The sequence below is a fragment of the Clostridium tunisiense TJ genome, assembly GCF_000300195.1.
Classification (GTDB): domain Bacteria; phylum Bacillota; class Clostridia; order Clostridiales; family Clostridiaceae; genus Clostridium_J; species Clostridium_J tunisiense.
Genome location: NZ_AMQH01000006.1, coordinates 396380 through 422541, shown reverse-complemented (window position 1 = coordinate 422541; position 26162 = coordinate 396380). Strand labels below are relative to the sequence as shown.

The 26162-nt window shown below is 31.2% G+C and carries 25 protein-coding genes; 22 read left to right on the top strand and 3 right to left on the bottom strand.

Annotated elements, in window-relative coordinates:
- Positions 1-501, bottom strand: coding sequence for a hypothetical protein (locus tag C661_RS0107420; protein ID WP_017414692.1), 501 nt, complete (start codon positions 499-501; stop codon positions 1-3).
- A 232-nt stretch (positions 502-733) separates the two neighbouring features.
- Between C661_RS0107420 and aroD the strand changes: the two genes are divergently transcribed.
- The 7 genes from aroD (at position 734) to C661_RS0107385 (ending at position 8610) form a co-directional block, all read left to right on the top strand.
- A complete protein-coding gene (gene aroD, locus C661_RS0107415; RefSeq protein WP_017414691.1) occupies positions 734-1501 on the top strand; it encodes a type I 3-dehydroquinate dehydratase in 768 nt (255 codons plus the stop codon).
- Positions 1502-1843: 342 nt separating this feature from the next.
- Positions 1844-2599, top strand: a complete 756-nt coding sequence (locus tag C661_RS0107410) for a 4'-phosphopantetheinyl transferase family protein (protein ID WP_202803537.1) — start codon at positions 1844-1846, stop codon at positions 2597-2599.
- A gap of 11 nt (positions 2600-2610) precedes the next feature.
- Positions 2611-3378, top strand: a complete 768-nt coding sequence (locus C661_RS0107405) for a prolyl oligopeptidase family serine peptidase (RefSeq protein ID WP_017414689.1) — start codon at positions 2611-2613, stop codon at positions 3376-3378.
- Positions 3379-3857: 479 nt separating this feature from the next.
- Positions 3858-4754: a phosphate butyryltransferase gene (locus C661_RS0107400; protein WP_017414688.1), complete on the top strand. Its 897-nt coding sequence runs from the start codon at positions 3858-3860 to the stop codon at positions 4752-4754.
- A gap of 243 nt (positions 4755-4997) precedes the next feature.
- Positions 4998-6764, top strand: coding sequence for an indolepyruvate ferredoxin oxidoreductase subunit alpha (gene iorA, locus C661_RS0107395; protein ID WP_017414687.1), 1767 nt, complete (start codon positions 4998-5000; stop codon positions 6762-6764).
- A 1-nt stretch (position 6765) separates the two neighbouring features.
- Positions 6766-7341 carry an indolepyruvate oxidoreductase subunit beta gene (locus C661_RS0107390; protein WP_017414686.1) on the top strand — a complete coding sequence of 192 codons (576 nt, stop codon included), beginning with the start codon at positions 6766-6768 and terminating at the stop codon, positions 7339-7341.
- A gap of 357 nt (positions 7342-7698) precedes the next feature.
- Positions 7699-8610, top strand: coding sequence for a hypothetical protein (locus C661_RS0107385; protein WP_017414685.1), 912 nt, complete (start codon positions 7699-7701; stop codon positions 8608-8610).
- 126 nt (positions 8611-8736) lie between these two features.
- Here C661_RS0107385 and C661_RS0107380 read toward each other — a convergent pair whose 3' ends face one another.
- A complete protein-coding gene (locus C661_RS0107380; protein ID WP_017414684.1) occupies positions 8737-10227 on the bottom strand; it encodes an aminotransferase class I/II-fold pyridoxal phosphate-dependent enzyme in 1491 nt (496 codons plus the stop codon).
- Between the two features lie 420 nt (positions 10228-10647).
- On the opposite strand from C661_RS0107380, the gene C661_RS0107375 reads away from it, so the two are divergent.
- The 9 genes from C661_RS0107375 to C661_RS0107335 all read left to right on the top strand — a co-directional run bounded on the left by C661_RS0107375 (position 10648) and on the right by C661_RS0107335 (position 21289).
- The gene (locus tag C661_RS0107375) at positions 10648-11715 is read left to right on the top strand and encodes a tetratricopeptide repeat protein (RefSeq protein WP_017414683.1); all 1068 of its coding nucleotides are present in this window, start codon (positions 10648-10650) and stop codon (positions 11713-11715) included.
- 46 nt (positions 11716-11761) lie between these two features.
- Positions 11762-12469 carry a WecB/TagA/CpsF family glycosyltransferase gene (locus tag C661_RS0107370; RefSeq protein ID WP_017414682.1) on the top strand — a complete coding sequence of 236 codons (708 nt, stop codon included), beginning with the start codon at positions 11762-11764 and terminating at the stop codon, positions 12467-12469.
- A gap of 79 nt (positions 12470-12548) precedes the next feature.
- The gene (locus C661_RS0107365) at positions 12549-13643 is read left to right on the top strand and encodes a glycosyltransferase (protein ID WP_017414681.1); all 1095 of its coding nucleotides are present in this window, start codon (positions 12549-12551) and stop codon (positions 13641-13643) included.
- A 180-nt stretch (positions 13644-13823) separates the two neighbouring features.
- Entirely contained in the window at positions 13824-14693 is an 870-nt protein-coding gene (locus C661_RS0107360; RefSeq protein WP_017414680.1) for a DMT family transporter, read from the top strand.
- A 304-nt stretch (positions 14694-14997) separates the two neighbouring features.
- Positions 14998-16521: a histidine ammonia-lyase gene (gene hutH, locus C661_RS0107355; protein WP_017414679.1), complete on the top strand. Its 1524-nt coding sequence runs from the start codon at positions 14998-15000 to the stop codon at positions 16519-16521.
- Positions 16522-16567: 46 nt separating this feature from the next.
- Positions 16568-17464 (top strand): glutamate formimidoyltransferase, encoded by an 897-nt coding sequence (ftcD, locus tag C661_RS0107350; RefSeq protein WP_017414678.1) that lies wholly within the window; start codon positions 16568-16570, stop codon positions 17462-17464.
- A gap of 22 nt (positions 17465-17486) precedes the next feature.
- Complete coding sequence (hutI, locus tag C661_RS0107345) at positions 17487-18731, top strand: imidazolonepropionase (protein WP_017414677.1); 1245 nt, start codon at positions 17487-17489, stop codon at positions 18729-18731.
- Between the two features lie 15 nt (positions 18732-18746).
- Positions 18747-19382, top strand: a complete 636-nt coding sequence (locus C661_RS0107340) for a cyclodeaminase/cyclohydrolase family protein (RefSeq protein WP_017414676.1) — start codon at positions 18747-18749, stop codon at positions 19380-19382.
- 155 nt (positions 19383-19537) lie between these two features.
- A complete protein-coding gene (locus tag C661_RS0107335; RefSeq protein WP_017414675.1) occupies positions 19538-21289 on the top strand; it encodes an Eco57I restriction-modification methylase domain-containing protein in 1752 nt (583 codons plus the stop codon).
- Positions 21290-21415: 126 nt separating this feature from the next.
- On the opposite strand, the gene speE is transcribed toward C661_RS0107335, so the two are convergent.
- The gene (gene speE, locus C661_RS0107330) at positions 21416-22243 is read right to left on the bottom strand and encodes a polyamine aminopropyltransferase (RefSeq protein ID WP_017414674.1); all 828 of its coding nucleotides are present in this window, start codon (positions 22241-22243) and stop codon (positions 21416-21418) included.
- Between the two features lie 303 nt (positions 22244-22546).
- On the opposite strand from speE, the gene spoIIAA reads away from it, so the two are divergent.
- The 6 genes from spoIIAA to spoVAE all read left to right on the top strand — a co-directional run bounded on the left by spoIIAA (position 22547) and on the right by spoVAE (position 26146).
- Positions 22547-22882, top strand: a complete 336-nt coding sequence (gene spoIIAA / locus C661_RS0107325) for an anti-sigma F factor antagonist (protein WP_017414673.1) — start codon at positions 22547-22549, stop codon at positions 22880-22882.
- Between the two features lie 13 nt (positions 22883-22895).
- A complete protein-coding gene (gene spoIIAB, locus C661_RS0107320) occupies positions 22896-23330 on the top strand; it encodes an anti-sigma F factor (RefSeq protein ID WP_017414672.1) in 435 nt (144 codons plus the stop codon).
- Between the two features lie 9 nt (positions 23331-23339).
- Complete coding sequence (gene sigF / locus C661_RS0107315) at positions 23340-24095, top strand: RNA polymerase sporulation sigma factor SigF (protein WP_017414671.1); 756 nt, start codon at positions 23340-23342, stop codon at positions 24093-24095.
- Between the two features lie 218 nt (positions 24096-24313).
- Positions 24314-24766: a stage V sporulation protein AC gene (gene spoVAC / locus C661_RS0107310; RefSeq protein ID WP_017414670.1), complete on the top strand. Its 453-nt coding sequence runs from the start codon at positions 24314-24316 to the stop codon at positions 24764-24766.
- A gap of 5 nt (positions 24767-24771) precedes the next feature.
- Entirely contained in the window at positions 24772-25788 is a 1017-nt protein-coding gene (gene spoVAD, locus C661_RS0107305) for a stage V sporulation protein AD (RefSeq protein WP_017414669.1), read from the top strand.
- Complete coding sequence (spoVAE, locus tag C661_RS0107300) at positions 25781-26146, top strand: stage V sporulation protein AE (RefSeq protein WP_017414668.1); 366 nt, start codon at positions 25781-25783, stop codon at positions 26144-26146. The genes spoVAD and spoVAE overlap by 8 nt, the downstream gene beginning before the upstream one ends.
- Positions 26147-26162: the final 16 nt, after the last annotated feature.

Genomic DNA, 26162 nt, shown 5'->3' with positions numbered 1-26162 from the left:
TTAGTTAAATTTGCTAAATGTATCCACGTGCTTTTGGATATCTAAATCATCACTTATTAGAACATCACCGTATACTGGTAGTACAGTGTAAATGTTAGTTTCTTTGTCAAACTTGCCTATAAGTAAATATTTCTCACCAGGAATCAGCAACTTATCTCCTTCTGCTATTGTCAATGTATAATTCTTTATACCACCTTCTTGGTTTACAATGATAGTATTTTTTATATTCCCTTTAATAACCTGATGAACCTTTACAGAAAATTGAGTTTCTGGGAAGTTGCCATAAGTTATTGTTCCAACCTGTTTTTCTACTGTTCCAATAAAAATAAAATCTGAATTATCATATACCTGCGTTGGGTCCTTTACATCTATTGCCCATGAGTGAGCAATTTTATAAGTTCGCAAACTTATTTTGTTTGAAAAATATAAAGCAGACATAACTATTAGTAGGAAGACCACAAAGCTTATTATCAATGTTTTTTTATGTAGCAAATTTTCCACTAAATCATCCCCTTTGATTAAATACTTATCTATATAAAATAACATTATGTATAAAAGGCATTGTTGTTCACTAAACTAATGTAAAGAAAAATAAGTATTTTATTATAGTATATTACACAGTTTGGTAAAGAGGTGTAAAAAGAAGAAGGATTTTGAAATAATATTAAAAACTTAAAGAAAAAGTTATTCTTTATGATAAAATATACACAAAGATATAAAAGGAAGGATTCATATGAAGAGTGTGGTTAAGGTTAGAAATGTTGCAATTGGAGAAGGTATTCCAAAAATTTGTGCACCCTTGGTAGGAAAGAGTCTTGAAGAACTTATGGAAGAGGCAAGTTACTTAAAGGAATTACCTTTGGATTTAGTAGAGTGGCGAGTTGATTTTTATGATGACTTTTTAAATATAGATAAAATTAAGACTGTACTGCAAGAAATCAGGAAGCTATTAACTGATATACCTATTATCTTTACCTTTCGTAGCCTTAAAGAGGGTGGAGAAAAAGAAGTTACTAGAGAATATTATTTAAAGTTAAATAAAGAAATAATAAGAACAAAATTAATTGATATAGTTGATATTGAGCTATTCAATGATGAGAAGCATATTGAAGAAATAATTTCAACTGCTGAAGAAAATGGAGTTGCTGTTATTTTATCTGCTCATGACTTTGAAAAAACTCCTTCTAAAGATGAAATTCTAGATAGATATCAAAGAGCTGTTAGTTTAGGGGCGCACATTTTTAAGGTTGCAGTGATGCCCAATTCCACTGAAGATGTGATTAACTTACTAGATGCCTCTAGAATTATGAAAGAGGGTTACGGGAATATACCTATTATTACAATGGCTATGGGAAATATGGGGCTAATTAGCAGAATTTCTGGTGAAATTTTTGGTTCGGATATAACCTTTGGGTCAGGAAAGGAAATGTCTGCTCCTGGGCAAGTTCCAGTAGAGGAGTTAAGAAAGATTATTGATACAATTCATCAGTATAATTATTAATGAGTGTAATAAAATATTAAAAGCTATGATAACCTAAATTATTACAGTGTATTCTTTTAAGAACATACTTTAATTTTAGAATATCATAGCTTTTTTCTATGCTTTGATGAATTTTTTCAAAATGAATTCTTTCAAAACCAACCCCTTCGTTATTTAAATTATTTATTTTATAATTCCTTCTTGAAAAGAATTAGGAGATTTTAGTAGGCATTTTAAAAGGAAGAAACAAAGGTTAAGTTCACAAAAAGATATGAAACTATATGTTTTTATAAATATTTAAAGATAATAATAAATTAGTAAATATGATGTATAATGTTAGTTAATGGAAATGTATTAATTATTATGAAATATTTTGAAGTATATCAAGATAAAAAGTTTATGATGGAGAACTTTATGGAGATTTATGTTGTAAAAATTTTTGATATTAGTGAAGAAGAACTGGATAAGCTATGTTTACTAATTGATTCAGAAAAAAGTTATAAAATTAAAAAGTTGATTAATAAAAAAGATAAGATTAGAACGCTGATTGGGGAAATATTAATAAGAAAAATAGTTATTGAAAACCTAAAGATTAATAATAAACATATAAGATTCAATAAAAATCAATATGGCAAGCCATATCTGAAAGGCTATCCAAATTTTAATTTTAATATATCTCATTCGGGGGAGTATGTATTATGTGCAATTGATGATAAACCTATAGGAGTAGATATTGAAGAGATAAAACACCTGGAGTTTGAAGAGATAGCTAAAAACTTTTTTACAGAAAAGGAATTTCAGTATATTGCCAATAAAGATTCGAAATCTAAATTAGATAGATTTTATGAAATATGGACCTTAAAAGAGAGCTATATCAAATTTTGTGGACAAGGGTTATCAATGCCTTTAAAGTCATTTTCAATTGAAATAGATCAATATGAAAATATTAAAGTGATTAGTAACAGTGAAAATAAGGAATATACTTTTAAATTGTTTGATATAGATTTGGGTTATAAAGTAGCTGTATGTTCATTAAATAAAAAAATTTCAAATAACATAATAAGATTAGAGCAAAATTGTTTAATTGAAAATATATTGGATTTAATATTGAATAGGTAGGAGAGCAAAAGATGGGTTGGTCAATTTTTCAATATGAAAATAATTTCATTTCAATTACAAGAGAGGAAGCAAACGGTATTCCATTTTTAAAATTTAGACCAAATGGGTATGGAGGAGTATTACCAACAGTAATATTTTATCATGGATGGCATTCAAGTAAAGAATTTATAAGATTTAATGCAATGACAATTGCTGCTTACGGATATCAGATTGTTGTCCCAGATGCTTTACATCACGGGGAAAGAGATGCTATAGATCATGATAATATTGAAAATTGTGATAGATATTTGTGGAAAATAATAATTCAAAGCATTAAGGAGTCTAAGCAGTTTATAGATACAATTATAAGAGAGCATGATGCTGATGCTAAAAGGATTGGAATTATGGGAAGTTCTATGGGGGCAATTACTGCGGGGGGAGTTATGGTCGAAAACCTGAATGTGAAATGCCTTATCGGACTTAATGGAACATTTGCTTGGCAAGAAGCTATTAAAAGAAATCATATGCCACCACCTAGTGACGAAGATAATCGAATTGTAAAATCATATGACCCAGCAAACAATGGCGACAGAATAAAAGAAAAAGCCATTTTAATATTGCATGGAGTACAAGATACTTCAGTACCAATTGAAACTCAAAGGTTATTTTATGATAAAGTAAGCCCACTATATACAAAAAATCCAAGTAATCTTCGATTAATTGAGGTTGCAAATATAAATCATAAGATAACAATGGGAATGATAGAAGACGCAGTTACATGGTTAAAAGAACATCTGTAAGAGGAGGCATTCATAGATTTGTGCATATCAAATCTATGGGTGTTTTTTATTATATCGAAAATCCAAATTGGATAAGTTTATTATAAAACAAATTATTAACAGGGAGATAACCCTGTTTTTTTCTTGCTTAAAAACAGATTGGAGTAAATAAGTATTCTTGATTTAAAAAGAATTTTTATGATCACCGAATAGTAATGTAATTTAAATAAACTATAGTAAAAGAAATTTATTAAATACAATTTAAACTCTATGTATTTATGAATAAATAAAAAAAACTTGCTTACAGGCATTTTACTTTAGCAGGTAAAATTGACGAAAAATAGCAAAAAGTTTATACTAAAATTGTGAATATAAGAAATTTTTAGAAATATACATCTTTTATGTGTCCATAGTTACATAGCAATAAATTGCTATGTAACTTTATTGGTTTGCATAACAACTTGTATTTAATTTTTTATTTATAATCAAGGGGTGAAACTATGATAAGAAAGTTAGAAGAACTCATTAGCTTAGCTAAGGAAAGACAAAAGAAAACTATAGCCATTGCTGCAGCCCAAGATAAGGTTGTTTTAGAAGCAGTGGTACAAGCTGTAAAGGATAACATAGTTGATGCTATATTAGTTGGGGATAAGACAAAAATATTATCTCTAGGAGAAGAATTAAACTTAGATTTATCTAATATGAGAATTGAGGACGAGTGTGATATTAATAAAGCTGCTGCAAAAGCAGTGGACCTTGTAAGTAGGGGAGAAGCACAGTTTTTAATGAAGGGGATTTTAGGAACTGCTGATTTACTAAAGGCTGTACTAAATAAAGAAGCTGGACTTAAAACAAACAATCTTTTATCTCATGTGATGATCTATGAAGTACCAACTTATCACAAGTTATTATTTTTAACTGATGGAGGTATGGTACCTTATCCAGAGTTAAAGGACAAGATTGGAATAATTAATAATGCAGTAAAGGTTGCTCATTCACTACAAATAGAGAAGCCAATGGTTGCACCAATTTGTGCTGTAGAAGTAGTTAATCCTTCAATGCAAGCAACTTTAGATGCAGCAGCTTTAGCTACTATGAATAAAAGAGGACAAATTAAAGGTTGCATTATAGATGGACCATTAGCACTAGATAATGCTATTTCTAAGGAAGCTGCACATCATAAAGGAATTGTAAGTGAGGTTGCAGGGGAAACAGATATATTATTAGTTCCAAATATTGAAGCTGGTAATTTCTTAGGGAAATCTTTAACTTACTTTGCTCAAGCAGAAAGTGCTGGAGTTATTGTTGGTGCTAAGTGTCCAGTAGTTTTAGTTTCAAGAGCAGATAGTGCTAAGTCTAAGCTTTATTCAATAGCACTTGGAGCTGTATTAGTTTAATTTGATTCCAGGTAATATGAACTTGGGAGGGATAATTCCTTTATTTTTCAGGTTTAAAGGTTGTAAGATAAATCAAAACAAAGCAAAATTAGTAATTTATGCAGGAAATTATTCTTCTAAAGTAATTAAATATAAAAAGTTTCATATTATTTTATGTATGTAAAAACACTTATGGGGATGGATTGGATTGTTGTTTTATAGCAGCTAATCCATTCCAAAGAATAAATAAATGGGGGTAAAAAAATGAAGAAAGTTATAATGACTGGTAATGAAGCCATTGCAAGAGGTGCCTATGAAGCAGGATGCCATGTTGCCTCAGCTTATCCAGGAACACCAAGTACAGAAATTTTAGAAAACTTTGCTACATACGAAGGAGTTTATGCAGAATGGGCTCCTAACGAAAAGGTTGGTTTTGAAGTAGCATCAGGAGCATCAATTGGTGGAGCAAGATCTATGACTACCATGAAACACGTTGGATTAAACGTAGCTGCAGATCCACTATTCACTATGGCATATGAAGGAGTAAATGGGGGCTTTGTAGTTGTAAATGCCGATGATCCAGGAATGCACTCTTCTCAAAATGAGCAAGATAACAGACTTTATGCACCACATGCTAAAGTTGCTATGATTGAGCCTTCAGATTCTCAAGAATGTCTTGATTACATGAGGGAAGCTTTTGAGGTAAGTGAAAAATATGATACAGTAGTTCTATTTAGAGTTACTACAAGGATTTCTCACTCTAAAACTGTAGTAGAACTTGGGGAAAGAAAAGAAGTAAAGGTTAAACCTTATGAAAAAAATATAAAAAAATATGTTATGACTCCAAACCATTCAAAAATAAAACATTATGAAGTAGAAGAAAGATTAGAAGCACTAAGAAAATACTCTAACAACTGTAGCTTAAACAGAATTGAAATGGGAGATACAAAGATTGGTATCATAACTAGTGGAATATCTTATCAATATTGTAAAGAAGTTTTTGGGGATAATGCTTCTTACTTAAAGATTGGTTTTAGCTATCCGCTACCAGATGAAATGATAAAAGAATTTGCTTCTAAGGTAGAAAAGCTTTATGTAGTAGAGGAAAATGATCCTTATATTGAAAAAGAAGTTAAGGCTCTAGGTATTAAATGCTTAGGAAAAGAAATAATTCCAATTTGTGAAGAATTAAATCCAGATATAATAAGAAGAGCTATTTTAGGAGAAGAAAGTAAGGGAAATTATGGTTCTGAACTAAAAGCTCCATCAAGGCCACCTGTATTATGTCCAGGATGTCCACACAGAGGAATTTTCCATGTGGTATCAAAATATAAAGATGTAGTAGCTGCTGGGGATATAGGCTGCTATACTTTAGGAATGAATGCTCCATTAAATGTTACTGACACAGTAATTTGTATGGGTGCTTCAATTTCTGGTGGAGTAGGGTTACAAAAAGCGGATATGGCAGATGGAAGACAAGATAAAAAAGTTTTTGCTTTCATTGGGGATTCAACCTTCTATCATTCAGGGGTTACTGGCTTAATTGAAGTTGTATATAACAACAGCCCAATAGTAACTGTAATCTTAGATAACAGCATTACTGGTATGACTGGACACCAAGAGAACCCAGGAACAGGTAAAACTCTTCAAAATAGAGTGGCACCAGTAATTGATATAGAAACGCTAGTTATTGGTTGTGGAATTAAGAAAGAAAACATTAGAGTAGTTGACCCTTATAAGCTTGAAGAAACTAAGAAGGCTGTTAAAGAAGCTCATGACAGCACAGAGCCTTTTGTTATTATCACAAAACAACCATGTGCTCTAATAAAAGAAGTAATGAAGAGAAGAGTAAACTTAAAGTGCAAAGTTAATGAGGAAGTTTGTAGAAAGTGCAAAATGTGCTTAAAAACAGGATGTCCAGCACTTAAATTCCAAAATGGTGTAGTTAGTATTGATGAATCTATGTGTAATGGTTGTGAAGTTTGTAAGCAAGTTTGCCCATTTACTGCAATAGAGAAGGTTGGTGAATAATATGAAGGAAGTTAAAAGTATACTATTTATAGGAGTAGGAGGACAAGGTACTATCCTTGCTTCAAAAATATTATCTGAAGGACTTTTAAGACATGGATATGATGTTAAGATGTCAGAAGTTCATGGTATGGCTCAAAGAGGTGGAAGTGTTACTACTCAAGTAAGATTTGGGGAGAAGGTTTACTCACCATTAATTGAAAAAGGAAAGGCTGATGTAATAGTTGCCTTTGAGAAAAGTGAAGCTTTAAGAGCACTTCCTTATTTAAAGGATGGGGGACACTTAGTTGTTAACGACTATGAAATCCATCCAGTACCAGTTTTAATTGGAGAAGAAAAATATCCAGAGGGAGTTAGTGAAGAATTAAAAAGTAGAATTCCTAATACCCTAATAATTAATGCAGCTAAAATTGCTAAAGAATTAGGAAATATTAAAGCGCAAAACGTAGTACTTCTTGGAGCATTACTTAAGGCTTTAAACCTAGAAGAAATCAACTGGGAAGATGTAGTTGCATCATTAGTACCAGAAAAGGCAATTGAGCTTAATAAAAAAGCATTAAAAGCTGGAATGGAAGCATAATAGATAAATAAAAATGTAACCCTAAGGGATGTCACCGAAAAGCAAGGGATTTTTCTGTGACCTCACCCTGGGGTTATGTTTTTTTACGGGAAATGAAATGCTAATATAAGGTTAGTGTTTTTTTATATTGCTTTGGAAGAATAATTTTCTTAAAATAAACATTTTATATTTATAGGCTTTGTTTATAGCTATGGATTGTAAAGTTCTGAAAGGATTTATAAAATAATAACTTAATAACTTTAAAATTTGTCAAAATATTTGATATAATATATACTATTAATAATATTGATAATAATAGATATATATTTAATAAATTATAGAAGAAAATTGAAGGAAAGCAATTAAGGGGGAACTAATATGTCCATATATACAGTACCATCACCAGAGGTTATGAAGGTTGCAAGTAGTTATAAGAAAACATTTGAAAGTGTTATGGTATCACAGCCAGCAATGCTTCATGACAAATTATACAAAGAAGTAGTATTTAATAAAAAGGTTTTTGGAAAGTTCAGAGAAAATCCAAAGGAATATTTATATTTAGATGAGAATAATGAGGTAGTTAATAATAAGAATACTATTGAAAGATTAGGTAGGATATTCTTTTACATGGACGCCTTTTTTAGTCAAGATAGTGACAGCATAATTAAAGCCTTGCAAAGAGATGGGGATTTAGAAAAGACTAGCAATGACTTTGAAAATGCCATTGAAGCTTTACAAATGATAAATAAAAGGGAAAAAAGTAAAAAAGACAATAAGATAGATAAAAACAAAAAAGAAGTTAAAAACCGCAAGGAAGAGGAACCCGCAGTTAAAGGAGTAAAAGAAGTTGAAAACACTCTAACAAAGCTTAGTGCTTTAAGAATTAAGAATAATGAAAAGTTAAAGGTTCTTCTAGATAAGATTGAGGAAGAGAAAGCAAAACATGAATACTTTAATGAGCAAATGATAGAGGTTTTGATGCCTTACTATAGGGATGCTATGGTTTGCAACTATGAAAAGATTCAATTAATTGCTAGTAACTCAGCTTACTATAATGACATAAAAAAAAGAGCAGAGAAGACAAGAAAAAGCTATACTATAAGATTTAATACTCGTAGCACAGAGCCTTTAATGAAGCTTCACTACACTATGGGATACTTTGAAAATCTTTTAAGATCCTATGGAACTATTGCTACAATGAATTATAATCAATATTTAAAGCTTGTAACCAACTCAGGAAAGACTAATGCAGAATATAAATTACTTGTGTTAAAAAATAAAGTTCAATAAGTAAAAGTTGTGTTTAAAGCTAGAATTGCTAAAATAAGCTAATAAGGAAAACTAAAATACTGCAAATAAAATAATAGTAATAAGAAATAAAAAAGCTATCAAGAAAATACTTGATAGCTTTTAATATTATTCTACATTGATATAAACAGCATCTTCCGCTTTAACTACTCTGATGTACTCAACCTCTGGGTCTTCTGTTCCTTGAACATATAATCCAGTGTCTTTTAATCTTTGAACATAATCTACTATGTCGGAGCTGATTTTTTCACCAGGGCATAGTATTGGAATTCCAGGAGGATAAGCCATTAGGAACTCTCCACTAATCATACCAACACTGTCCTTAATTCTAACAGGAGTTTTAACGCTGTTAAAGGCCTCACTAGGTATTTGGATTTGTTCTGGAATTTCTGGGATATCTATAAAGTCTGCCTTAGCACTTCCTTTTCCGTAGTACTCATTACTAATTTCTCTTAAAGAACTAAGTAATTTTTCCATACCTTCAGGAGTATCACCAAAAGAGCCTACAATAAGTACATTGTAAAGGTCAGAAAGCTCCATTTGAATATGATATTTGTTAGATAATATCATATCTAAATCATAGCCTGTAATTCCTAAGTCTCTGCAAGTTATAGTTATTTTTGTTGGGTCAAAGGCATAAGCACCTGGTCTTCCTAATATTTCTTCACCAAAACAATAGAAACCAGGGATTTTATTTACTTCATCTCTAACATAGTTAGAAAGCTCTATAGTTTTATCAAGTAGCTCTTTTCCTTCAAGGGCAATTTGTCTTCTTGCAGTATCTAAGGATGCCATAAGAATATATGAAGGAGAAGTAGTGTGCATTAAGTTAAGTACTTGTTTTACTCTTGGTATGCTAATACGTTTTGAACGAACTTGAAGCAGTGAACCTTGAGTTAATGCACCAATAATTTTATGAGTACTTTGTGCACATATATCTGCACCAGCTTCCATAGCTGAAACTGGTAATTTTTCATTAAAGTTAAGGTGAGGACCGTGTGCCTCATCTACTATTAAAGGAATATCATAGTCATGAACTATATCAGCAATCTTACTGATATCTGTAGACACTCCATAATAAGTAGGGTTAATTATAAGTACTGCTTTTGCATCAGGGTGCTCTTCTAAAGTTGCTTTAACTGTTTCTGGAGTTACACCATGAGCTACACCAATTTGTTTATCAAGCTCAGGTTGCATGTATACTGGAATTGCTCCAGCTAGAATAATTCCGCCAGTAATAGATTTGTGTACATTTCTTGGAATTATTATTTTATCTCCTGCACCAACTACAGAAAGAATCATAGCTTGTATAGCTCCAGAAGTACCGTGTACAGAAAAAAAGCAAGCATCAGAGCCATAGGCGTCTGCAGCCAATTCTTGTGCTTTTTTTATTGGACCTGTTGGATGATGGTAGCTATCCACAAGCTTAAAAACTGTCACATCAATTTTGAATGGGTTTTCTCCCATAAAATCTTTAAATTCTTTATCTACTCCTACTCCTTTTTTATGTCCAGGAACATGAAAAGGAAGAGTTTCTCTATTTACATATTCCATTAAGGCATCAAAAAGTGGCGTTTCGTTTTGGTTTAGCTTATACAATTCCATACCCTCTTTCTATATTCTTTCAATTGGTGTAATATAATTATTATAGTTAAATTATGAAATAATCATTAGTTTTATGTATATAGATTTTCAGTTCAAATAAAATACATTAATTGAATAAATAATTTTACATAAATAAAATAAATAATTGAATAAATAAAACATCAAACACAGGATTTTATTTAAATACTATTTATATATATACACATAAAACAAATTAATTATAAATTAATATCTTTGGGATTGCAATAAAATTTTCACTTTGTTTATAATATTAAATATACTGTATATTTCTAGTATAATAATCAATTCTATGGTAATATAGAAAGTCAGAGAAAAATTAGTTTATATATGAGTAATAAAGGTTATTTTTTTATTATTTGTATAAAAATATTCAAACATATAGGATGGTGGAATATGAGTATTGAAAGTTATTTATTGGAGAAACTATCAAAAGTATTATTCTTGGAAATAAAAAAGGAAAGTAAGATAAATGATTTTAAATTTGTTGAAAATACATTTCTTCCAGTAAGAGGAGATGAAATTGTTGATAAGGCAAAAGCAGGAGAAAATCTAGAGCATATACCTGTAAATATGTTTATCGAGGGAATGTTTTATGTTTTAGGTGCTGATAAAGAATTTAAATTTAATGAAACTTATAAAAAGCTAATACAACATGTACCAAATAGCGATAGATTCATTAAGGGAATAATTTTTAAATATATTAAAGAAGAAAAATATGAAGATGCTTACATATTGCTAAGAGGGCTATTAGAGATGGATGAAAGCAAGGAAGTTTTCGACAAAGCCTTGCTACTTGTAGATGCTCTTAGAAATAAAAATAATAATTTTAAAGATGAAGAATTAAACTTAATACAAAGGGGAAAAGGAATAAGTAATTATACAAAACCTTATTACTACGAAGCTTTAATTAAAAGAGATGATAAGGATTTTCAGGGAGCTTTATATGCAGTTAATCAATATATATCTCTAGGAGGTCAGGTTACAGAAGAGGTTTCAGAACTAAAAACTTCCTTAAATACTATTACTGAGTATGATAAAGGTAAAGAAATGGTGTACGAAGCCCCTAAAGAAGCACTTAAAATTTTACTTCCTCTTGTAGATACCTTAGGAGATAGTGCAGAAATTTACTATTTTATAGCTGTAGCTTATAGAGTTTTGGAAAACTTTGAGAAAGCTGTATACTATTTAAATGAAGCTTTAGCAATAAGTAGTGATTACATAGAAGTAGTCAATGAACTTGGAATTAATCATGCTTGCTTAGGAAATTATGATTTTGCAATTCAGTATTTTAGAAAAGCTTTTGAAGTTACTAAATCAATAGAAATTTGTACAAATTTAATTATGTGTTATATTAATATTAATGATAAAACACAAGCAAAGCTTCACTTAGAAATAGCCAAAAAGTTAGACTCAAAAGATGAAATAGTATTAGAACTTGAGGAAATTTTAAGTAAAAGCTAAAATGTCATAAGTTTTATAAATTTATGAGGAAAACTTGGGGGTTTTAATGAGTACTAAATTACTTAATTACAATATTTATTCAGATACAAAATCAAATCTTATAAATGAAATCTTTAAACATGAAAAGGTTCATATTGTTTCAGGGAATCCAGAGGTTTTGTTTCAAGGGTTAAATAATGAAAGTTTATTTCGAAATTTCGCCTCGGACAAGGCAATAATAATACCTGATGGAGTTGGAACGGTTATTGCTTCTAGAATAGTAAAACAACCAGTAAAAGAGAAAATTGCGGGAATAGAAGTAATGGATGAGATTGTAAGACGTTGCGCTGAAACCAACAAAGGAATTTATTTAGTGGGAGCATCTCAGGAAACAATAGAACAGTGCGTATTAAATTTAAAGAAAAAATATCCAGAACTTAATATATTAGGGTATCATAATGGATTTTTTGATCAGGAAAATTGTAATGATATAATTGAGGATATAAAAGAAAAGAGCCCTTATGCGTTATTTGTAGCTATGGGAGCACCAAGACAGGAAAACTTTATCATTAAATATATGGATGAATTACCATGTAAGGTATTTATGGGTGTAGGAGGAAGCTTTGATGGAATTGCAGGCAAAGTGAAGAGAGCACCTAAGTGGATGATTAATATTGGGTTAGAGTGGTTTTATAGGGTTGCAAAAGAACCTTGGAGAGCTAAAAGGTTATCCTCTATACCTAAGTTTTTAATTCAAGTTATAAAAGAAAAGTAGTAAGTAAACCCATTAAAGTATAGGTGTAACCTATACTTTATTTTATAAGTAAGTTATATATTTTATAGAGGTGGATGTTATGAAGATTTTACATGTAATAGCTGGGGATGATAATGGTGGAGCAGGAAATCATGTTCTTAATATATGCAATGAAAAAAACCAGGCTTTTTATAATGAAATAGCCTTTCTAGGAAAAGGAATTTTATATGATAAGGCAATAAGTAAGGGTATAAAAAATGAAGTATTTAAAAAAGCTACAAAGAATTTACCACTAATAGATTATATAAATAAAAGTGATTGCCATTTAGTTGTTTTTCATGGAGCAAGAACTTCTTTGATACATTTAATTTATAGGTCAAGGATAAATAAAAAAACTGTAGCTACTATACACAGTGATTTTAGATATGATTTTTTGAATAGCAAAATAAAATTATTATTATTTACGCCCATAAGTATATTAGGGTTAAAGACTTTTAAAAACTATATTACTATTTCTAATAATTTAAAACTTTTACTAGAAGAAAAAAGTTTTAAAGGGGGAAAGTTTGTAGTAAATAATGCTATTGATATTGAAGGAATTAAGCGAAAAGAAACAGAAGAAAGCATAAGAAATAGATATCATATTTCTAAAGAGGATTTTGTCTTTGGAATGGTGGGAAGATTTCATCCCATAAAAAATCACATAAACGTCCTTGAAGCCTTTTCAAGATTTATTAAGGAAGGCAATAAGGGTAAACTGCTTTTAATTGGTGATGGCGATTTAAGAGCGGAAATTGAAGAGAAAATAAAAGGTAGTGGATTAGAAAAAAGTATATTCATTACAGGCTTTGTGGATAATCCTATAGATTATTTAAAGCTTTGTGATTGTTCTATAATAGCTTCCTTCAGTGAAGGTGGAGCACCTCCATTAGTAATGTTAGAATCAGCCTATGTAAAAGTGCCAGTAATGGCAACTAAAGTAGGGGATTTGGAGAGTATTCTTGAAAAGCAGTGTGGCTATATAATAAAAGATCAAAATAGTGAAGCTATATATGAAACAATGAAAAAGGCTTATGAGGATCAAGAAATTAAAGTAAAAGGGGTAAATGGTGAAAGGTTACTCTATGAAAGATTTACCCTAGAAAATTTTTGGGCAACATATGAAGCTATATATAAAAACATAATTGATGGCTAGGAAAATTAATGGAATCACTATAAGAATTCTAAATTATTATAGTGATTTTTCTTTTGAATATTTTGCATTCTCTAGATTTATAATGTAATGATATAGATAATAATGTATAATAAGGTAGGAGAAAGCTACTTTAACAAACACATTAAAAGTCTATAATAAAAGAATTTATTGGAGGACAAAATGGGGAAAAACGACAAACTAAATGGGGTATTATATATAATTTTATCTGCAGTTTCTTTTGGTATTATGCCTATATTAGCAAAGTTAGCATATAACGGAGGCGCTAATACTATAACTACGCTATTTTTGAGATTTTTATTTGCTTCTTTAATGATATTTTACTATTTAAAGACTAATAAAATATCAATGAAGTTAAATAAAAGTCAAGTTAAGATAGTAATTATACTTGGTATTGCAGGGTACTCATTAACTTCAGCCACTTTGTTCATGGCTTATAACTATATATCAGTAGGTATGGCTACTATGCTTCTTTATACTTACCCAGCTATAGTTACTTTATTTTCAACTATAATTTTTAAAGAAAAAGTACAATTAAAGAAAATAGTATGCCTGCTTTTATCAATAGGTGGTATCTTTACTATGATAGAAGTAGGAGGAACTACATATAATCCTATGGGAATACTCTTAGGACTACTTTCTTCCTTATGTTATTCACTATATGTTTTAGGTGCCTCTCACAAAGAAATTAAAGCCATAAATAGTTATGTGATGACCTTTTATGTATCACTTCTTGCGGCAGGTTCTGAACTTATATTTGGAGTAGCTACTAATACCCTTAATTTTAATATAGAGTTTTATAGCTTTATTGCTATATTACTGCTAGCCTTTATATCTACGGTAGTTGCGTTAATGGCATTCTTACAAGGGGTAAAAATCATTGGGTCCTCTAATGCAGCTATATTTAGCACCTTAGAACCTATAGTAAGCCTTATTCTAGGTGTATTGATACTTAAAGAAGCTTTAACCTTAAGAGTAGTTTTCGGAAGTATATTAATAATTGTTTCAATGATTATCTTGGCTAAGGAATAAGAATTTTATAATAAAAAGTCTAGGTTTTTGAACTAGACTTTTTATTTTGTAAGTCATATATATATAGATTTACTACTTGAAACCTTAAAGTATTTTGCTATCCAAGTATAGAAAAATTTAATTTTATTTAAAGCTAAGACGTGGTATATCTATATAGATAAAAAGCAGTATGAGAAGTTTAACAAAGTAAAGTGATGTTATGTTAAAAATATTCGCAATATTCTTGATATATTTTTAGGAGGTTATTTGAGTTTTATAAAGAATAGAGTAGATATAGAAATCTATAAATATTGGGGGTTATTAAATGAAAAAAGTGGTGATTGATGGAAATAGTTTAACTCTAGAAGAAATTATCAAAGTAGCTAGAGAAAATTATGAGGTAGAGCTTAGTGAAGAAGCAAAGAAAAGAGTAATTAAATCAAGAAGTATAGTAGATAACATTGTAGAAAATGACCAGGTTGTTTATGGAATTACTACAGGGTTTGGAAAATTTTCTGATGTAACTATATCAGGAGAGGATTGTAAAACTCTTCAAAGAAATCTTATTATATCTCATTCTTGTGGCTTCGGAAATAGCCTAGCAAAAGATGAGGTTAGAACTGCTATGCTACTAAGAGCCAATGCTTTATCAAAAGGGTATTCTGGCATTAGATTAGAAACTTTAAGTACTCTCATTGAAATGTTAAACAAAGGAGTTCATCCTATAATTCCAGAGAAGGGTTCTTTAGGGGCTTCAGGAGACTTAGCACCACTTTCTCATATGGTGCTTCCTATGCTTGGGGAAGGGGAAGCTGAATATAGAGGAGAGATATTAACTGGCCAGGAGGCAATGAAAAGAGCAGAAATTCCTGTAGTAGAATTAGTTGCTAAGGAAGGTCTAGCCCTTATTAATGGAACTCAAATAATGACAGCAGTAGGTGCTCTTGCACTTTATGATGGAATTAACCTTGTAAAAACCTCAGACATAGCTTCAGCTTTAACTTTAGAGGCACTAAGAGGTATAAGAGATGCCTTTGACCCAAGAACGCATAATATTAGGCCTCATAGAGGACAAATCAAAACAGCAGAGAATGTTTTAAATTTAGTAGAAGGAAGTAGTCTTATCACAAATCAAGGAGAGATAAGAGTTCAAGATGCATACACCTTAAGATGTATTCCACAAATCCATGGTGCTAGCAAGGATGCCTTAAACTATGTAAAGGAAAAAGTTGAAATTGAAATTAATTCAGTAACAGACAATCCAATAGTTACTGAAGAAGGCCAAGTAATTTCAGGAGGAAACTTCCATGGTCAGCCAATGGCTTTAGCTTTTGATTTTCTAGGTATTGCTATGGCAGAACTTGCAAATGTATCCGAGAGAAGACTTGAAAGATTGATAAACTATCAACTAAATGATTTACCTGCTTTTTTAGTTAAGCATGGGGGATTAAACTCAGGGTTTATGATTACCCAATATGCAGCAGCGGCTTTAGTGTCAGAAAATAAAATTTTAGCTCATCCAGCTAGTGTGGATTCTATACCATCTTCTGCAAATCAAGAAGATCATGTAAGTATGGGAACTATAGCAGCAAGAAAGGGAAGGGACATAATCAGAAACTGTGAAAGAGTTTTAGCTACTGAGATTTTAGCAGCTTGTCAAGGCATAGATTTTAGAGAAAATGTCACTTTAGGAAAAGGAACTAAAATAGCCTATGATACAGTAAGAAATGCTGTGAATTTTATAGATAAAGATGTAGTTATGTATAAAGAGCTAGATAAAGTACTAGAACTTATAGTTAAGGAAGCAATTGTTAATAATGTAGAGGAAGTAGTAAAAGTAACTTATTAATAAAAGAAATAAATTAATTTTATAAAAATATAAGGAGGACTTTAAAATGGGGAGAATTATTGAATGTATACCTAACTTTAGTGAGGGAAGAGATAAGGATAAAGTAGAAAGTATAGTAGAGGTTTTAAGAAAGGCTGAAGGGGTAAAGCTTTTAGACTACTCAAGTGATGCAGACCATAACAGAACTGTAGTTACAGCAGTTGGAAATCCGGAGGCACTCCAAGCAGCAATAATTAACATGGCAGAGAAGGTTTATGAAGTTATAGACATGAGCACTCATGAAGGCGGTCACCCAAGAATGGGAGCTTTAGATGTAGTACCTTTTGTTCCAATAGAAGGGGTTACTATGGAGGAGTGCGTTGAGATAGCTAATAACGTTGGTAAAGTAATTGGTGAGAGATTCAATGTACCTGTTTACCTTTATGAAAAAGCTGCTACAGCATCACACAGAGAGAACTTAGCTTCAGTAAGAAAAGGACAATATGAAGGCTTCTTTACAAAAATAAAAGAAGGAAATTGGAAACCAGATTATGGTCCAAGTGAAGTGAATGTGAAGGGTGGATGCATTGCTATTGCAGCTAGAGAACCACTTGTAGCTTTTAATGTTAACTTAGGTACAGATAAAGTGGAAATTGCTGATGCCATTGCAAAAACTGTAAGACATTTAGGTGGAGGCTTAAGATTTGTTAAGGCTATGGGAGTAAAATTAGAGGATAGAAATATAGCTCAAGTTTCAATGAACCTAGTAAACTACGAAAAAACAGCTGTTTATAGAGCTTTTGAAATGGTTAAAATGGAAGCAAAACGTTATGGAGTACCAGTTATAGGCAGTGAAGTTATAGGTCTTGTACCAATGGCAGCCTTAGTTAAGAGTGCAGAGTACTATCTTCAAATAGAAAACTTCTCAATGGATCAAATATTAGAAAAAAGAATAAGTGAATAATTTTATTTAGGAGCTGATACTAATGGGCATAATTATTAAGAACATTGACTGTTTAGTTACCTGTGAGGGCAGCTATAGAAAAAAAAGAGAAGAAATGAAGGATGCCAAAATCATTGAAAATGGTTATGTGGTAATAAGAGAAGATAAAATCATAGCTGTAGGCAGTGGAGAAGGATATAAAGACTATATAGCTGAAGCAGATACAATCATAGATGGAAGAGGTAAGACAGTGACACCAGGTCTTGTGGACCCTCATACTCATGTAGTGTATGCTGGAAGCAGGGAAAGAGAGCTACCACTAAAATTAAATAAGGTAGGCTATATAGAAATACTTAAAATGGGTGGAGGTATATTAAGTACAGTAGAAAACACCAGAAAAGCTTCAGTTGAAGAATTAGCAGGAGAAGCTAGAAAAAGATTAGACATTATGCTTAATCATGGAACTACTACTGTAGAGAGTAAATCAGGCTATGGCTTAGATTTAGAAAGCGAAGAAAAAATCCTGAAAGTAAATCAATTACTTAATGAAAGTCATCCTATAGATATAGTTTCAACCTTTATGGGAGCTCATGCAATTCCAAAGGAATATAAGGAAAACAGAAAAGAATTTATAAGAAAAATTAATGAAGAAATGATTCCTTATATAGGTGAACATAAACTAGCTGAGTTTGTTGACTGTTTTTGTGAAGAGGGAGTTTTTACAACAGAGGAATGCAAGAACATTTTAGAAGTAGGAAGAAAACATGGGTTGAAGCTTAAAATTCATGCTGATGAGGTAGAGTCAGTAAAGGGAGCAGAATTGGCAGGAGAATTAAAGGCAACCACTGCAGAGCATTTAATCGCCGCTTCTGATGAGGGAATAAAGGCTTTAGCTGATAATGATGTAGTTGCAGTACTTTTACCATCTACAGCCTTTTATTTAATGCTTGGTAAATATGCAAGGGCAAGGGAAATGATTAATAATGGAGTTGCTGTAGCACTAGCAACAGATTGCAATCCAGGAACTTCACCTACGGAGTCACTACAAAATGTAATGACCTTCGCCTGCTTTGGAATGAGAATGTTCCCAGAAGAAATCATTAATGCAATGACTATTAATGCAGCTTGTGCAATAAATAGAGAAGACAGTATTGGTTCCATAGAAGTGGGCAAAAAGGCTGACATTGCAATTTTTAGCAGCAAAAATTTAAATTATTTAATTTATCATTTTGGTATAAATTCTATAGATAAAGTTATAAAAAATGGTAAAATCGTAGTGGAACATTAAAAGGAGTGAGTAAATATGTTAGACAATAAAACTGTAAGAGAATTCGTAGAAGAGCTTGGATCAAACTCACCAGCTCCAGGTGGAGGAAGTGTAGCAGCTTTAGCTTCATCCTTAGCTAGTGCATTAAGTGCTATGGTATTCAACTTGACTGTGGGAAAAAAAGCTTATGCAAGCTTAAATGATGAGGAAAAAGCATTAGTAGATAAGCACTTAGAAATTACAGATAAGTCAAAAGATGAATTTTTAGACTTAATGAATAAGGATGTAGAAGCTTTTAACTCTGTAATGGCTGCCTTTAAACTTCCAAAGGAAACAGAAGAAGAAAAGGCAATTAGAAGTGAGAAGATACAAGAAGGCTATAAAGGGGCAATTGCAATTCCTCTAGAGGTGGCAAGAAAAACCTTTAACCTTTATGACAGCATTTTAGTTTCAGTTAAATATGGAAATAAAAATGCAATTTCTGATGGTGGGGTTGCAGCCTTAATGACTCAAAGTGCTATTGAAGGAGCTATACTAAATGTAAAAATAAATCTTTCAAGCATTAAAGATGAAGAGTATAAAACTGCCATGGAAAAGGAAATAGAAAGACTTTCTAATGAAGGATTAAAAAGAAAAGAAGAAATCTTAACTATAGTAAAAGAAAATATGTAACATTATGTCCCATACTTTAATTTCTTAGAGTATGGGACATTTTTCTTTTAATTTTTACATTATTACAAAAATTGTTCAGTTATGTTATACTGATTTTAATGTGAACAAGAAAGCAAAGTTTCGTTAAATAGCAGTTATGTAAGGAAGTGATAGCCATGGGACAAATATTTGTTGATAATATCAAAGAAGTCATTGAAGTATTAAATTCTCCTATAGATTTTATGTTTAAGGAGATTGCAATTGGAAGTTTTAAAAAGAAAATTAATATTCCCAATGAACAAACTGTTGCAGAATATTACTATGAAATAATAAAAAATAACAAAGAAAAAGGAACGGTTTATACTCCATTTGCTATGGCAAGATACCTTATAGAAAACACAATAGAAGAAGAGGATATAATTAAAAATCCATATATAAAAATATTAGATCCCGCTTGTGGTACGGGAAATTTATTAATACATTGTTTTACCTATATTAAAGACATATACCTAAGAAATATAAGTAGGATAAACAAAGAAAATAAAATGAAACTAAACGAAAACAATATCAATAGTCATATAGTGACACACAACTTATATGGGTTTGATATAGATGGTGTGGCTCTGGATATACTCAAACTAGACCTGTTTTCAATAAGTGGAGAAGTTACAAAGAATCTTATTAATGGAGACTTTTTAACTTGCGAAGAACTTGATAAATTCAACATAATAATTGGAAATCCACCTTATGTTGGACCCAAATCTATAGATAAGGAATACTCATTAAAATTAAAAACTATATACAGTGAAGTTTTTAAAGATAAAAGTGATATTTCCTACTGCTTTTTTAAAAAGTCTATTGATACTCTTAGAGAACAGGGGAAACTGTCTTTTATTACTTCAAGATATTTTCTAGAGTCTTCAAGTGGAAAGAATTTAAGAAGAATTATAAATGAATCCATGTCTATTTATAAACTTATTGATTTTTACGGAGTTAGACCCTTCAAAGGGATAGGTATTGATCCTGTAATCATATTTATGGAAAAGAGTAAGAATACTTATAAGGATATAGAAATAATAAAACCACTTTCTGATAAGGGAAAAAAAGATAATAGGTTTTTTAATTCCTTATTTTTAAATGAAGGAAATGATTATAAAAGATTTTTTATACCTCAAGAATCACTAAAGGGCGATGAATGGATTCTTAGGAATAATGAAATTAAGGAAATAGTTAGAAAGATAGAAAGTAAGTGTGAATATTTATTATCGGATATTTGTACAAGCCACCAAGGGATTATTACTGGATGTGATAGAGCTTTTGTGGTTAAAGGTCAAACAGCAGAGCAAAAGCATCTAGAAAAAGATATACTTAAACCCTGGATCAAGGGAAGCTATATAAGAAAAAATGAAGTAAACAGGCAAAATAGTTATCTTATATATTCAGATTTGATAAAGGAAGAAAGTCAGTATCCAAACTCAATAAAGTATATTGGGGACTATAAAGAAAAGTTATCAATGAGAAGAGAGTGCGTAAAAGGTGTAAGAAAATGGTACGCTCTTCAATGGGGAAGAACTCAAAATATTTTTGAAGATAAAAAAATAATATTTCCTTTTAAAGCTGCTAGCAGCAAATTTGCTTTAGATGAGGGGAGTTATTTTAGTGCAGATGTTTATGCTTTAAGGTTAAAAGAGAAAATAGATTTTTCCTATGAATTTTTATTATTTATATTAAATAGTAACTTATATGAATTTTATTTTAAAACCTTTGCTAAAAAGTTAGGTGAAGATTTATATGAGTATTATCCTAACAATGTTATGAAGCTTAGAATACCTGATTTTAATGGGTTTAACACCTTAACAGAAGAAGAGCTATACAATTATTTTAATATAAATCATGAGGAAATAAAAATAATAGAAGGTTCTTTATAAGGTTGTAATGAAGTGTTTTAAATTTTAAAGGCTAGTGAAAAGTTCACTAGCCTTGTGTTATAACTTGAGTTTAATTATTAAACTGATGCTATATTATAGTTATTAAATTTGTAACATATAAAGTATCTATTTAATTAAATCTTCAACATACTTAGGAAGGGTAAAACAAGCTTTGTGTAGTTTTTTAGTATAGTATTTTGAATCTATGTCTAAAGCATTAGTTAGGTCAGCATTTTCAGGATCATGCTTTTTAGAACCTACTGTAAAGCTCCAGTATCCGCTTGGATAAGTAGGGATAGCTGCCATAAATAACTTAGTTACAGGGAAGACAGCTTTTGCGTCATTAAATACACTCTTAACTACTTCTGGAAGATAGAAAGGAGTTTCTGTTTGAGCTATAAATATACCTTCCTCAGTTAAGCATTCAGAGATTTCTTTATAGAAGCTTCCGCCGAATAATCCCTCTGCAGCTCCGAAAGGATCAGTAGAATCTACAATTATTATATCAAATTCATTTTTATGTTCATGAACATATTTAATTCCGTCACCTATAAAAACCTCACATCTTGGGTCATCTAATGCACAAGAGATTTCAGGCAAATACTTTTTGCATTCCTCTACAACAGCACCATCGATTTCACATAATACAGCTTTTTCTACTGAAGGATGCTTTAGTACCTCTCTGATAGCGCCGCCATCTCCACCACCAACAACTAAAACTTTCTTAGGATTTGGATGAGTAAATAGAGGTATATGAGCTATCATTTCATGATAAACATATTCATCATTAATAGTTGTTTGTACTATCCCATCAAGGACAAGCATTCTTCCTAAAGCTTCTGTATCTAATATAGCTAAATCTTGAAAGTCAGTTTTCCTTCTAACTAAAGTTTCTTTTATCTTATAAGTCATAGCTGCACTTTCTATTTGTTCTTCTTTTAACCACATTTCCATATTAAATTCCTCCAAGTTGTAATTTCTACTATTATATATAGTTGTAAAAAATAAACAACACCATTATAACAATATAAAATATTTTCTGCAATATATAGTATCTTGCCCAATATACAGTATAATGTGCAGGAAAACCAAGCTTTTTTACGAGAATTTTACTTAAAAAAAATAAATTTTAAAAATAAATATAAAAATATTGTTAAAAAGAAGGAAAAAACTGTAATTTATAGAATAATTAGTGTATAATTAATAATCATAAATGGAAAGGTTTTGCATATATATAAAATTTTTGGAGGGATACGCATGTTACTAAGATTTGAGCCAGTTACGGATAAGCTTGTGGTTTACTTGCAAGGGGAACTAGACCACCATAGTGCTGAAGAAGTTAGAAATAGAGTAGATGATATGTTGGACAAAGAAGGGTACACAAAGTTGATATTAGACTTTTCAGGGGTAAACTTTATGGATAGTTCGGGAATTGGTGCTGTTATTGGCCGATATAAAAAGGTAGCTATGAGAAATGGAAAGGTTTGTATTACTAATCCAAGAGCTTCAGTAAAGAGAGTATTTGAGTTATCAGGTATGTTTAAAATAATTTCAGTTTTTGATGATGTTGAACAAGCGGTCAACAACATTTAATGGAGGGATTGTAATGAAGCAAAATAGAATGAAAGTAGAATTTAAAAGTATTTCTGAAAATGAGAGTTTTGCAAGGGTAGTAGTGTCTGCATTTGCTGCTCAATTAGATCCCACTTTAGATGAAATTAGCGATATAAAAACAGCTATTTCAGAAGCGGTAACCAATGCAATAATTCATGGATATGGTAGTGAAAACGAAGACAAAACTGTCACTGTAGAAGCTGCAATAAATGGAAATGAACTAACTGTTAGTGTCACTGATGAGGGCGAGGGAATTGATAATTTAGAGCTTGCTATGCAACCATTATATACCTCAAGGCCAGATTTAGAGAGATCTGGTATGGGATTTACTGTTATGGAAACATTTATGGATTCCTTAGAAGTTAAATCAGAAAAAGGTAGGGGAACAACTATTACAATGAAGAAGATCTTTAACTCAGTAAGATAGGTGAAGAGTATGAGTGATAAGGGGCTTAAAAATAATAATTACAATTATGATGACAACATGCAGTTAATAAAGCTTGCGAAAGATGGAGATAAGGTTGCTCTAGATTATCTTATTGAAATGAATTTACCTTTAGTGTCTTCTATAAGTAAAAAGTTTTTGAATAGAGGATATGAGTATGATGATATATTTCAAATTGGATGTATTGGACTTGTAAAGGCAGTAAATAACTTTGATGATAAATTTAATGTGAAATTCTCTACATATGCTGTTCCCATGATAATAGGAGAGATAAAGAGATTTTTAAGAGATGATGGAATTATTAAAGTTAGTAGAAGTGTAAAAAATACAGCAAGAAAACTTCATTACGATAAGGATTCCTTAACAAAAAAGTTGGGAAGAGAACCCACAATTGAAGAGCTTTCACAGTTTTCAGGCATTGATAAGGAAGAAATTATCACTGCATTAGAATCTTCTAGTAGTATGCAATATCTATATGATACTATACATCAAGATGATGGAGCGCCAGTATTACTAATTGATAAACTAAGTGAGGATTATGAAGAAGATAATGAAGTTATTGATAAGTTAGCACTGAAAGAAGCTTTGACAAAACTGGATATGAAATCAAGACAAATTATACTTTTAAGATACTTTAAGGATAAGACCCAAATTCAAGTAGCTAAAATGATGGGGATTAGTCAGGTTCAAGTATCAAGAATTGAAAAAAAGGTCTTAAAGATAATGAAAGAAAAGTTAAGTGGATAAGACACCGCTGAATAAGATACTATTGGGTAATACTCAATAGTATCTTATTTTTGAGTAAAAATAAGATATTTGCAGATAATATATTTATTGCCAGAGCAAAAAATAATTTACTAGAAAAAATCATTATTACAATAGTGAAACTTTCCTAGGTAAAAGGAAAATAAATAAGCTAATCATCTAATTAATCTAACAACAAAGATTGTAAGGAGTTGTTCACTATGAAAGTTAAGGAAAAAAACATAAGACAAAAGTTTCAGCAACTTTACGAACAGTCTAAACCTAAGCCTAATTTGGTGAGAAATAGTTTTAGAGCCTTTTGGACTGGTGGGTTAATATGTATAGTTGGAGAGATAATATATGATGTTCTCATTAACTTAGGAATATCAAAAGTAGAAGCATCAGCTTTTGAATCAATAATAATGATTTTTATAGGAGCATTACTTACAGGTGTTGGTATATATGATAAGATTGGAGATTATGCAGGGGCAGGTTCAGTAGTACCTATTACTGGATTCGCTAACTCAATAGTTTCACCCGCTATAGAGTTTAAGAAAGAGGGCTTTGTATTTGGTGTAGCGGCAAAAATGTTTACTGTGGCTGGACCAGTACTTGTCTATGGAATAACATCTTCTTTTATTTTAGGAATATTATATTACTTTTTTAGGTGGTGATGTTTGTGGCAAGAAAAGTTGGACTTCAAACTGTAGAGTTAGAAAGTAAACCTAAAATCATTGAAGCTTATACAATAGTAGGGCCCAAGGAGGGTGAAGGACCCTTAAAAGAATATTTTCACGAAATACTCAGTGATGATATGTGTGAGTGTAAAAGCTTTGAACTAGCAGAGAGCAAAATTCACTATAACACCGTGACTTCCTGTATTAAAAAAGCAGGAATGAAGGAATCAGACATTGATTATATTTTTGCAGGGGACCTATTAAACCAAATAATGTCATCTACCTTTATGGCAAGAGACTTAGAAATTCCCTTTATTGGACTTTATGGAGCCTGCTCCACTTTTACTGAAGCTATAACTATGGCAGCCATGGCAATTGAAGCTGAATTTGCGGCTTATGCTATTGCATCAACCTCATCCCATTTTTCTTCTGCTGAACGTCAGTTTAGATTACCCTTAGAAATGGGAAGTCAAAGAGCCCCTTCATCCCAATGGACAGTAACTGGTGCAGGAGCATTACTCCTTGGAAAAAAGGGAGCGTATCCCTACATTACACATGTTACTACAGGAAAGGTTAAGGACTATGGTATAAAGGATCCCAATGAAATGGGCGCAGCTATGGCACCAGCTGCTGTTGATACCTTAAAACAACACTTTCAGGATACTAATAGAACTGATAAGGATTATGACTTGATAGTAAGTGGAGACTTAGGGAAAGTAGGAAAAACTATTACCATAGAGCTACTAAAGGAATATGACTACAACATAGAAAGCAATTATATTGACTGTGGAGATGAGATTTTTCATGGGGAAAATCAAGGAACTAACTGTGGTGGAAGTGGAGCAGGTTGTTCTGCCACTGTAATGTCTAGCATGATATATAAAGGTTTATTAAGTAAAAAGTATAAAAGAGTACTATTAATTGCTACAGGAGCCCTTCTAAGTTCAACATCTGCCCTTCAAGGGGAAAGTATTCCAGGAATAGCTCATGCTGTTGTAGTGGAATGTGGAGGTGATTAACATAGGGGAGTATTTAAGAGTTTTTCTTGTGGGAGGAATAATTTGTGTTATAGCACAAGTATTAATGGACACCACAAAGCTTACGCCAGCAAGAATACTAGTTATTTTTGTAACAGCTGGAGTTATACTTCAAGGATTTGGCATATATGAAAAAATAGTTGAAGTTGGGAGATCCGGTGCTACAGTTCCACTGCCAGGGTTTGGATACTCACTTGCTAAGGGAGTAATGAAAGAAGTTGATGAAAGAGGAATTATAGGTGTTTTTACTGGTGGAGTTAAGGGTACTGCAGGAGGAATTACGGTAGCTATTGTATTTGGATACATCATGTCACTTTGTTTTAACTCTAAGACAAAATAATTTTCAGTTTTAAAAT